The 11,329-nt window shown below is 37.9% G+C and carries 13 protein-coding genes; 2 read left to right on the top strand and 11 right to left on the bottom strand.

Annotation, left to right across the window (positions count from 1 at the left end):
- Positions 1 to 122: 122 nt before the first annotated feature.
- Positions 123 to 461 (bottom strand): nitrogen regulatory protein P-II, encoded by a 339-nt coding sequence (gene glnB, locus GQR52_RS15790; protein ID WP_002962211.1) that lies wholly within the window; start codon positions 459 to 461, stop codon positions 123 to 125.
- A 160-nt stretch (positions 462 to 621) separates the two neighbouring features.
- Between glnB and GQR52_RS15785 the strand changes: the two genes are divergently transcribed.
- A complete protein-coding gene (locus tag GQR52_RS15785; protein ID WP_007581379.1) occupies positions 622 to 1,173 on the top strand; it encodes a GspH/FimT family pseudopilin in 552 nt (183 codons plus the stop codon).
- 79 nt (positions 1,174 to 1,252) lie between these two features.
- Positions 1,253 to 1,783: a GspH/FimT family pseudopilin gene (locus tag GQR52_RS15780; RefSeq protein ID WP_165729057.1), complete on the top strand. Its 531-nt coding sequence runs from the start codon at positions 1,253 to 1,255 to the stop codon at positions 1,781 to 1,783.
- Positions 1,784 to 1,789: 6 nt separating this feature from the next.
- Here GQR52_RS15780 and GQR52_RS15775 read toward each other — a convergent pair whose 3' ends face one another.
- The 10 genes from GQR52_RS15775 to lspA all read right to left on the bottom strand — a co-directional run bounded on the left by GQR52_RS15775 (position 1,790) and on the right by lspA (position 11,324).
- Positions 1,790 to 2,206: a type IV pilin protein gene (locus tag GQR52_RS15775; protein WP_024589416.1), complete on the bottom strand. Its 417-nt coding sequence runs from the start codon at positions 2,204 to 2,206 to the stop codon at positions 1,790 to 1,792.
- Positions 2,207 to 2,215: 9 nt separating this feature from the next.
- Positions 2,216 to 5,452 carry a PilC/PilY family type IV pilus protein gene (locus tag GQR52_RS15770; RefSeq protein ID WP_165729056.1) on the bottom strand — a complete coding sequence of 1,079 codons (3,237 nt, stop codon included), beginning with the start codon at positions 5,450 to 5,452 and terminating at the stop codon, positions 2,216 to 2,218.
- 1 nt (position 5,453) lies between these two features.
- A complete protein-coding gene (locus tag GQR52_RS15765; protein ID WP_024589418.1) occupies positions 5,454 to 5,957 on the bottom strand; it encodes a hypothetical protein in 504 nt (167 codons plus the stop codon).
- Positions 5,945 to 6,940: a PilW family protein gene (locus tag GQR52_RS15760; RefSeq protein WP_007581375.1), complete on the bottom strand. Its 996-nt coding sequence runs from the start codon at positions 6,938 to 6,940 to the stop codon at positions 5,945 to 5,947. Before GQR52_RS15760 ends, GQR52_RS15765 begins: the two co-directional genes overlap by 13 nt.
- 1 nt (position 6,941) lies before the next feature.
- On the bottom strand, positions 6,942 to 7,502 hold the full coding sequence (pilV, locus tag GQR52_RS15755; RefSeq protein ID WP_101164149.1) for a type IV pilus modification protein PilV: 561 nt from the start codon (positions 7,500 to 7,502) through the stop codon (positions 6,942 to 6,944).
- Positions 7,503 to 7,685: 183 nt separating this feature from the next.
- The gene (locus GQR52_RS15750; protein ID WP_024607278.1) at positions 7,686 to 8,387 is read right to left on the bottom strand and encodes a LytTR family DNA-binding domain-containing protein; all 702 of its coding nucleotides are present in this window, start codon (positions 8,385 to 8,387) and stop codon (positions 7,686 to 7,688) included.
- Complete coding sequence (locus tag GQR52_RS15745; protein ID WP_010555108.1) at positions 8,384 to 9,418, bottom strand: histidine kinase; 1,035 nt, start codon at positions 9,416 to 9,418, stop codon at positions 8,384 to 8,386. The genes GQR52_RS15750 and GQR52_RS15745 overlap by 4 nt, the downstream gene beginning before the upstream one ends.
- Positions 9,419 to 9,457: 39 nt before the next feature.
- Positions 9,458 to 10,387, bottom strand: coding sequence for a 4-hydroxy-3-methylbut-2-enyl diphosphate reductase (gene ispH / locus GQR52_RS15740; protein ID WP_007581370.1), 930 nt, complete (start codon positions 10,385 to 10,387; stop codon positions 9,458 to 9,460).
- Positions 10,387 to 10,827: an FKBP-type peptidyl-prolyl cis-trans isomerase gene (gene fkpB / locus GQR52_RS15735; RefSeq protein ID WP_002958231.1), complete on the bottom strand. Its 441-nt coding sequence runs from the start codon at positions 10,825 to 10,827 to the stop codon at positions 10,387 to 10,389. The genes ispH and fkpB overlap by 1 nt, the downstream gene beginning before the upstream one ends.
- A complete protein-coding gene (gene lspA / locus GQR52_RS15730) occupies positions 10,824 to 11,324 on the bottom strand; it encodes a signal peptidase II (RefSeq protein ID WP_007376920.1) in 501 nt (166 codons plus the stop codon). The genes fkpB and lspA overlap by 4 nt, the downstream gene beginning before the upstream one ends.
- Positions 11,325 to 11,329 lie beyond the last annotated feature (5 nt).

The raw sequence follows: 11,329 nt of genomic DNA, 5'->3' as shown, positions 1-11,329 counted from the left end.
GATTTGAAGATCTGATCATGACATTGAGATTTAGTTCAAAAAAATCCCCGCTAATTTCTTAGCAGGGATTTGTGTATAAGAGACAGCTTAGTAAGCGCCTTTTTACTGCGTAGAAGAAAATCTTAAATCGCTTCTTCATCTTCCTCAGCAGTACGAATACGTATTACACGCTCAACATCAGTGACAAATATTTTACCGTCACCGATTTTTCCTGTTTGTGCCGTTTTTACAATAACTTCAATTGCACGGTCTACATCTTCATCAGTCAATACAATATCAAGTTTTACTTTAGGTAAAAAATCAACCATATACTCTGCGCCACGATATAACTCAGTGTGACCTTTTTGACGTCCAAAGCCTTTAACTTCGCTTACCGTCATACCTGTAATACCTACATCCGACAACGCTTCACGCACATCGTCTAACTTAAAAGGTTTGATAATTGCTTCTATTTTTTTCATATTAATTACTTTTGAAAGCTCCAGTTGCCTCGATTTTAGACAATCATGATGTTCATAGCAAACAAAGCGATTGAATTACGGTGATAAAACAACCGATCATGGTATAATTTATTGTATAAAAATAGCTATACTTAAATGACTAGCAGTAAATGAGATTAATATGAAAAACAAACAAAACGGATTCACTCTTTTAGAACTCATGGTAACCGTTGCTATCGTTGGGATCATTGCATCAATTGCGATTTGGAATAGCAGCGATATGCTAGAAGAAAATAGAGCTGAGAATTTTTTGTTGGAGTTAAAAAGAAATATTAGCTATGCACGCTCTCAAGCAGCAAGTACAGATGAAATAGTCGTTATATGTGCCGCGCAGCACGGTGAAGTAAAAAATCAAAATGACACAATGCAATGTCGTAATCGATGGGACAGAAATAAAATTATCATTGTATTCATTGATGGTGATAATAGCGGTCAATACAACAGCTCTACAGACTCTTTACTACGAGTTATGGAAAAAATAAGCCTTAATGACAAAATAAAATATACTGGTAATGATAGGAGATTACGGTTTAATACCAGTGGTCGAATAACAACGAACCCCGGTGATTTTGTATTTTGTCCTAATAATGGCAGTGAAAATAATAAAGCTTTAACAGTATCTCAATCTGGTACTTCTTTTTATACCGGTGATACAGCTCAGACTTGCGGTTAAAAAACATACAAATTCATCTTGTCATATTTGTATCATTTACTAGACTGAGTTAATCATTTATTAACTCAGGTCTTCAAGGATGAGATTATCAATATCAAAAAACAAGGGAGTGACACTTCTTGAATTAATGGTTTCAATGGCTGTTGTCATTGTAATCAGTCAATTATCGATGTGGTTTTATCCAGACTTCTTGGCTAAAAACCGATTAGATAACCATGTGAATCTACTACATCGAAATATAAATTATGGCCGCCTTTACGCAATTGAAAATGGTACTTACGTCACGCTTTGCGCACTAAAAGGCAGTCAATGTACAAAGGACGAGTGGGATGGTCAAATGTCACTATTTATCGATAAAGATAAATCAACGACTCTAGATGATGATGAGTTACTCTTAAGCACTTTCGAGGATGTCCATGATGCTGATACTTTAGAGTATCCGCGCAACGCCATTACATTTCGTCCAGATGGTTCTTTAAATGGTTTTCAAAATGGGACTTTTATATATTGCCCCAATAGCAATAAAGCCAATCTCGAAGGATTGGCTTTATCTGTAAGTCAAACGGGTAGAATTCGCATCAAATCAACTGATAAGTGTCAGAAGAAGTAATCTAGGCTATCGACCCCAACAATAATCAATATCAGAGTTACCTTTACTTCCTTTTGCACCTTTGAGGCCTGTGTCAGTAATTGTAAGCTCTTTACAATCGTTATCCCCCTTTACAGCACCGGCTATAGGCTTAGCTGTAATAGTGAAAGTATTGCTATCGACTACCTTTATGGATAGCTCAAAATGGCCATTTTCGGTCTTACTTTGCAATCCTAAATCAGTAAATGTCTCTGTATATTCCCTATTATCGACAAAATACTGCTCCTCCTTGTTTGCAGCATCTAACAATGCTGCAGCAGCTTCAGCGCGCGAAGCACGCTTTACATATTCAGTATAGTTAGGCAGCGCAATTGAAGCGAGTATGCCGACGATAGCAACGGCTATCATCAGCTCAATTAAGGTAAACCCGTGTTGTTTTTTCATCTAATTTCCTTAATTATTAACTTCGTCATTTTCTTCACGTTTATAGATATATGTTTGTTGGGTTTTAAAGCCAAACCCTACTGCATTGTCATTAACCAACACAACTTTACCATCAACAACAGTTAAACCAGGACCTTTTATTTCTACAGGTTTCATTGGATTTTCCGCATTTTCACCTTTAATACCAGGCCCAATTAAATAAAACTGACTTTCTTGTATTACGTCAACTGTTGGGTCGTCATCACATTTACCATCGCCATTACCATCTACACATGAAGGGCTTTCACCAAAGTATAACTGAGGTGTGTCTGGTACATCATAGCTGGTTGTAAATTTAAGGTCGTCATACACTTTAGTACCGTAATGTAAGTGAAAAGCGTATAAAGAACCACCACCACCACTTAGCGAACATTGATTTTCAGTCGATGTATCTGATGCAGGAGTGAAGCTTGTAAAATAGGCAACACCTCCAACAACTGTAGCAGCAGCTAGCGACTTTTCACCCGTTCCTAACTCATATCTCCAGCCATTAAATTTAGCCAAGCCCACTTCTAAGTCAACAAAATCATCAACGTCATCTAGAGCATTGCCAAATGGGTCTGAATTCATTTGCATCAAATCAGCAGGCACAATAGTATCTGGTGCATTCGTTTTATACGATTTAGTAACCGTATTTTCATCTCTGATCATAAACAATTGATCTTTTTCATTGGTGCCGGTTGGTTTTGAGCGATTACCACTGCCGATAACTATGGCATCATACGGTGTATCTAAGCGTGTTATAACGGTGCTACCATTAACTGTTGACTCGCTTACTTTACTATAAATTGTGCGTGCTACGAGTGGTTTATAGAAAAAGCGTCTGTCTTCAGTTGCTTTATTACTACCAAGTTCAGCTAATTTATAATGGCTAAACTCGCTAGTGTTACTACCTGGCATATCTACACGCCAAATATCACCACCGGTATCTGCCGCATAAATTCGGTCTATATATCCATCATAATCTGAGTCAAGCGTGGTTATATCTGCAGCAATACTATGCTTACCTTTAAAGCCATTAATATCCGGTGTTAATGCCCACACCCTTTTACCGGTTTCAGCTTCAACAATATAGATACCTCGCCCTATATCATCCTCACTACGAATAGCTGCATCTTTATTTGTATCGTATCCAGCACCAAAAATTAATAAAGGCTTATCACCAAATGCTTTAATGTAGGCTATTTGTGGCTTTGACCAGGTTTGTGCAAGCTCTTTAAAATCACCTTTACCACCTTCGATTGGAGCGTCCCATAATTTTTTCGGTATGTTCGGGTTTGTTATATCAAGTCCGTAGTAATTTTTACCACCGCGACGCATCCCCGCAAAAGCCCACACTTTATCGTCGCCACTCGCATCAATAATACCGTCATTTAAACCATCACTATTTAAGTTTTTATTATCAAAATAAATACTAATAGGACCATCCATACCATATACTTTCGTATCGGCTTGATTTTCACGTAGAGGTTCAATAATGTTGTATAAAGCAGACGGTATAAATGCCCAACTTTCACTTACACTATCATCTGAATCCTTAAACATATGTAAAAAGCCAGCATTAGTTCCTATCAAAACTCGAATATCATCATTACCATAATCGATTGCAACAGGTTTAGAATGCAGAGGGTCACCAAAAATATCTTTGCGCTGGTCAACCTTAGACCCATCGCCATCTTCATCATCAACGTCTATACCCATTGCCCATTTGATATCATTACTCGATAAGCTTAGCGGATTGTTATCGACTAAATTGAGAATATCACTCACAACTGAGGTATTAAAATTTACTATAGATCCCTGATTGTCAGTGTATAAATTACGGCTATCTGAATCTAATGTCGTTAAATGAAGGTTCACACCACCTTGTGCAACTAAGTTACCATCTGCTGGCTCCCCACTTGGCAACCAAAATGTTTCTGCATTTTCGTCAATTAAACCATTCTCATCAAGTGCCGACAATCCTTTTGAGTCAACAATTTGATTCCCTGATACTTTCAGTTTTTTTAAGTTTCCACGCCAGCGAGCACCGGTTTCAGGGTAAAACATGGCAAAATAAACAGCATCCCGGCTACGAGTTTGATCTACATTATTACTCGCAACTGAAGGCGATGAAAAACTATCATTTACTTCTCTAATTCTTGAAATAGTATTTTTTAATGCTTCTGAAAGCGCTTCTGCAGTTCTTGCTTCTATATACTGCCCTCCACCAACACTTGCCGCCTTGTCTAGTAGAGCAATTCCCCCTTGACTCATTCCTGTACCAAAACCTATTGTGTATACACGGCCTGTATCTAATACATCACTTGTTGGAGTGTATAAATCCACTTTCGTGTCCGAGGTACCATGTAATATTTTAGCCATTGCAACTAAATAGCTTCCGCTATAGCGACCACTGTCAAAAGGGATGGCATCAGTAAAAAGGTTGTTATGGACAGCTGCAATTGAAGCGTCCCTTCCATCATCATTAGTTGGATCACCATCTGTCATTAAAATAATATTAATTGAGTTATCACAGCGTAATGGTTCACCATTACTCTGCTCAAAAGGTGATCTATAAGTTACATTGTTATCGATACTTTTATCTCGATCATTATAGAATCGACCATAATCAAGGTTTTGCCCTGTTATATAGCGATAAGCCTCCCATAATGTCTCTGTTATTGGAGTTCCACCACTGGCAGGTAAATCATCAATGTCTTGTAAAATATTTGATTTATTAGCTCCAACCTTAGCTACTACATACCCTCCAGCACTATCCTTAAATCGCATCAAACCAAAATCAATATCATCATTATCATTGACTAATTGTGTCATCGCATTTTTAGCTACATCGATTCTTCGGTCATGGCAATCTGCAACTGCAACGCCATTTACACCTATATAGCATTGCTCATTGTATTCATTATATTCTGGCTTACTTGCAAAGCATGTAACCTGTTGGTAAGCATCATATGTAACAGTTTGACGATTTCTGCCACGTCCAGTTGTCTCTTCATATTGATACTTTGTGTAACAGACTTGATCATCACCATTGATAACGCTCCAATCCATACTGCCAGAGGTATCAAATATCATTAACACTCTTGGATTTTCGTCTGTCTCTACATCATGATTTACATAAAGCTCAATATCCTCAGCGAATACCGACATACTTATTGTTAAGCCAAGCAAAGAGGCTAACACTTTGTTTAATTTAAATTTCATCTTAAATCCCCTTGCTTACGCTGGCCATTTCTTGTGCTATACCTGTAACAATAGTTAGTTCATGTTTACTTTTAGATCCATATTCTATTGTGGTGGCAACCTGTAACATATTGCACGATATACCTGCAGTAAAATTAAAGCGTCGAGGACATTCTAAATCTAACGCCCCCTTGTTCAGGTTAGTCATTTTGCTTTGCATATCTGCATGATTTGCAATCACCATACCTTTGTCATCACCATCCGCGATTGCAGTTACTTCATCGGGAGTCAGGAAGAACTGATTATTAGCGCCTTGATTTGCCTCATCAGAGATCATGCGCTGCACTTCACCAATGAGTTCATTCTCGGCCACTTCGCGCTCTTGTGCTGCATTGGTAATTTTAATATCAATACTACTACTGCTCATAAGTGTCACAGCAATACCGGTCACTGCAATAACCATTATTAAAGCTGTAATTAGAACTACACCTTGCTGTTTTTTTTGTGATTGTTTTAGATACGCCATAAATTTGATCCAACATTATTTAATCGAATAGTAGTAGTAAACACAGTACGTCTGAAATTATCGGTAAATGTTAATACACGCTTATCTTCATCCTCACCTAATGTATAAGTTTGGTTTTTAATTTTAACTCCTGGGTCTGGTTGTAATGCGCGTATTAATAAAAAAACCTGAACAGTTAAAATACCTTTACGATTTTCCCAATCTGTATACTTCATATCTTGAATACTTCGGTAGGTATCTACACGATTATCACTGTTAGTATCAAGACCAAAAACAAACCGCATGTTCTCAACACCTTCCATAATAGTTTCTGTGTTGATGCTTCCACCAACCAGGCGCTTTCTCATTAATGCAGGTACAGTTAAATTTTTATTATTAACTTTATAAGTTTGTTCTGATAGATAATAAACATGATGGCTGTATGGCCAAACGGTTGCATTAACATTAAGAGTCGCAGCGTTAACCGTTCCACGGAAAAATTGAGCTTTCTCTTGCTCAGCTACAAAGTAGTTTTCATCGGCCTGAGTCTCATTAGTTACTGTATTAACTGTTAAACTCTTACCTTGTAAAAATTTTAATTGAATAATGTCAGTACTTTTAATTGGATTATTTAGGCAGTTAAGCTCTTTTGATTCTCCAGCAACCTTTGCGTAAATAGTTCTAAAATTACTAGCTGTAGCAAAATCAGGAAAACTCCCATTATTTAATCCTTCAAAGCAGTCTGTTCCAGGGTTTGCTAGTGTATCTGTATTTACTGCAGTGAACGAATCGTCATAATAAGTTCCCCAAAAGCCAATTTGTTCAATATCACGTTGCATTATGTTAATTGCAAGGCGCCCTGATTCTTGAAGTTCACCAATAGTCATCGTATCTTTAGTGGTTACTTTCATACCTATATAGGTGAACATAACGCCACCTAGTATTAATCCACCAATAAATAATGAAATCATCATTTCTACAAGTGTAAAACCTTTTTGCTTCATGTTAGCTCCTAAGGTAAATGTAACTAGTTAATACAACTAAGCGGCGCTTTTTGTCAGCCGTTCCACACTTTATTGCGCCAGTAGCATCATTTGCATTAAACTCTTGTCGACCTTGCCACGAAACAATTACTTCTAAATTAAATGCCTTACCACCCGAGCCAGCAACTACTGTAGGTGCAATACATACGGTAGCACCATCTAAAGACCCCGTATTTTCTCGAGCTCTTATAGCTCTTTTCCACTGCTCAAGATCTAAGGCCGCAACTTGCGCTGCGCTACAAGTGTTTGTGAAGCACGCCTGCGAGGTTGTCGTAGCAGTTTCACTATCAAATGTTTGTGTGTACAGTCCCGCTATTTGAGGGGTATCGTTAGCACGGATACGCTGCACAATATCATTACCAAGTGCAACTGCAGCAGCACGCTGCATAGAATCAAAGCTTGCTTGCTTTGCTTTTGCTTGCAGGGCAACTGCGCCTAGAAGGCCAAAACTAAGAATAATAAATGCAATTAACACTTCAATTAGAGTGAAGCCTCTTTGCACTTTTGTTTGAGATGACTGCATAGTAGAACCAAATAAAAATTATCTGATTATAAGTTTATGCTATTTATTTGAGGAATCAATGAGGACTAAGACAAGCGGTTATATTTGTTGATAAACGGTTAATTAAATCGGCTCATTCAACAAAACAGTAGTAATTAAGCGTAAATGCATTTAAGTCAGAGGCAACTTAATTGCGAAATAAGTCTAAAGCGTATTTTTAACTAATTTAAGCTCGCGGCGGCTCACTGGCAATAACTCACTGCACCCTTGTAGCTCAATCATATGATTGCCATTCCCTTTTGAATGCAAGGCTATTACTTTTTGTTTATTCACTAAAGTATTGCGGTGAATTCGTAAAACATATGCGGGATATTGCAGCTCTAATTGCTTTAGGCTTTGCTCCAGTAAAGCTTCTCCACCCGAGAATATCATTTTGGTATACTTTTCTTCGGCACTAAAATACAAAACATCATTTATATCAACACTACGTAGAGTACCCGCTAACTGATAAGATACTTTTACATTTTGTTGTTTTTGAATATGTACTTTATTTAAACGGCCTACTTGCTTAAGTACCTTCTGCAGTGATTGCTCTGAAATAGGTTTAACTAAATAACCTGCAGCGCTTAATTGTAAAGCATCGAAGGCATGCTCAGGGTGGGCAGTTATAAAAACAATAGCAGGAGGTAGAGTTAGACTATTGAGCTCATTAGCAACTTGTAAACCATTCATACCAGGCATATCAACATCTAAAAAAATCAAATCAGGTGTTTGCTTTTTAGCAAGTACTAGAGCTTCCTTACCATTACTTGCCTCACCTTGTACAACTATGCTTTTATCATGTGCCAACAAACGGATTAAGCGAGATCTCGCAAGAGGTTCATCATCAACAATGAGTACATTCATACACTGCCCTCAATTAGCTTAGGGATAACGACCTTGACCCTAAACACATCATTTTTATTAGTAATTGTTAGCTGCGCTTTATTTTTATAATAAATATTTAATCGCTGGCGAATATTTTCAAGCGCCATTCCGTTATTAGGCCTAGTTTGAGCATTAGAAATTGTTATAGGGTTAGAAACAATCATGGTTATATAGCCGGTAGTGATATGTAGCTCTACTTTTATTTCTGCACCATGCTCACTTGTTTCAACGCCGTGGCATACAGCATTTTCAATTAATGGCTGCAGGGTTAAGCAAGGAATACTCAATGCGGGTAGTTCATTAGGTATTTGCCAATCAACTCTTAAGCGATTACCAAAACGCCACGTTTCAAGTGCGATATATTGCTTACTCAGCGTTATTTCATCTTCAAGAGATACATTCTTCCCCGAGTGCATTGCAGCCTGCGATAATGCGGCTAATGCTAAAATAGCCTGTTCTGCCGCATCGGCATCATGATGAGTAAGTTCTGCAGCAGTGTTTAAACTATTATATAAAAAATGAGGACGTATTCTAGCTTGTAGGGCATCAAGCTCAGCACGAGAAAGAGCTTTAGTTTGCTGCTCTTTTTCAAAATGAATTAATAAAAACTGGACGAATAAAGCCGCCAGCAAAGCCACTATAATGCAATTGCGAAGTGTGAAATAAATTAGGTTATTTGTATCATCTATATCAAAAGCAAAATGAGAAAATAAAATACTAAAAATACAGGTAGATAATAAAAAAAAGGCAAAAAATAGACTTAATTGAAAAGTTTGAGTACGTTTTTGTAAGAAAAATCTACAAAAGTATAAAGAAGAGGTACCGACTAAAACAATTAAATGCATAAACAAACTAATGATCCCAAGTCGTAGCCAAATATCTCCTTCTACATTAGGTGCAAAAGCTAAAACAATAGCAATAACTTGAGAAACAATAAGCGTGGCTAATACGCCTCGCTCATTAAAAAGAGCCGAAAAAAGCAAACCATCATTTTGAAGTGACTTGCTCATAACGACTCTCCTTTAATCTAAATGTTTAATATATTTAAATTAACGTAGCTCTACAGGAACAGCAAATACTATATTTTCTACTTCACCTGGGTTCTCAACAACCTGTGTGCCACCAAGCTCTTTTAATCGGCTTATTACTTGTTGTACAAGTACTTCTGGCGCAGATGCTCCCGCAGTTACGCCAACTGATTTAGAGCCTGAAACCCACTGCTCTTGTACATCAGTTGCGTCATCAATTAAATAAGCAACTGTGCCCATTTTATCTGCAAGTTCACGTAAGCGATTAGAGTTAGAGCTATTTTTAGCGCCAACAACTAATAGCACATCAACTTTATCAGCTAAGTCACGAACAGCGTCTTGACGATTTTGCGTTGCATAACAAATGTCATCTTTACGAGGTCCGTCAATTGATGGAAACTTATTGCGTAGTGCATCAATAACATCTGCTGTGTCATCAACTGAGAGTGTTGTTTGGCTGCAATAAAAAAGATTTTCAGCATTTTTTACATTAAGCGCAACAACATCATCAACGGTTTCAACAAGATAAATGCCACCGGCTGAGTTATCATATTGTCCCATTGTTCCCTCTACTTCAGGGTGGCCATGGTGTCCAATTAAAATACACTCAATACCTTTACGACTCGCACGTGTAACTTCCATATGTACTTTAGTTACAAGCGGACACGTTGCATCAAATACTTTTAAATCACGACGTTTTGCTTCACTGCGAACAGCTTGCGAAACACCATGTGCACTAAAAATAACAATGCTGTCGTCAGGTACTTGATCAAGCTCTTCAACAAATACCGCACCACGACTTTTTAATCCATCAACCACATAGCGGTTATGTACTACTTCGTGGCGCACATAAATTGGCTTTTCAAAAATATCTAGGGCGCGCTCAACAATACTAATAGCACGGTCAACACCAGCGCAAAAGCCGCGTGGATTAGCTAGTAATATTTCCATTAACCTTCCACCTCAATAATATCAACTTCAAACGTTAAACGTTGGCCAGATAAAGGGTGATTAAAATCAATCGTTACCGACTCACCTTGCACTTCGCGAACTAATCCAGGAAGCTCAGTACCGTCAGGTTGAGTAAACGCAATTATTGCACCTACTTTGGCTGGTGTTTCTGGGCCAAATTTACTACGGTCAACGTAGTAAATATTATCTGGATTTGGCTGACCAAACGCATCTTCAGGTTCTAATTCAAACGTTTTACTTTCGCCTGCAGTTAAACCTAATAAACACTTTTCGAAGTTTGCCGTTAAGCTGCCATCGCCCATTGTTAATTTAGCAGGTTTGTTGTGCACCTTGGTAGAATCAGCGGCAGAGCCATCTTCTAATTTAATAGAAAAATGGAAAATAACTTGCGAGTTTTCACCAATTACAGCTTGGCTCATGCTTTATGCTCCTTCGGACTCTCGCCGGTAAAGGCATCAAATAACAATAATGCTGCGCCAATACAAATAGCGCAATCAGCAATATTAAATACAGGAAAATGTGAGTCTTTATAAAATACGTGAATAAAGTCGATTACATAACCATACGCAATACGATCGTATAAATTACCAATAGCGCCTGCAAGTACCAGTGCATAAGCACCGCATAGTACTTTGTTTGTTGCAGGTAAGCGTTTTAGCCACCACACAAGTAAAGCACTAATAGCAATGGCAATCGCACTTAAAAACCAACGCTGCCAACCACCCGCTTCACTTAAAAAGCTATAAGCAGCACCATAGTTATGCACATAAGTAATACTAAAAACAGGGAGTAAGTTTATCGACTCTTGATAAGCCATAGTCCCTACAACAAGTGTTTTACTGGCAAAGTCTATTACTAATAGTAATAGACTCAACCAAAGCCACACTAAACCACTTTTTTGGGCTAGTTTGCTCACTAAGA

It is taken from the genome of Pseudoalteromonas sp. 31A1 (genome assembly GCF_011378815.1).
Taxonomy (GTDB): domain Bacteria; phylum Pseudomonadota; class Gammaproteobacteria; order Enterobacterales; family Alteromonadaceae; genus Pseudoalteromonas; species Pseudoalteromonas arctica.
This window is presented reverse-complemented; position numbering and strand designations above follow the sequence as displayed.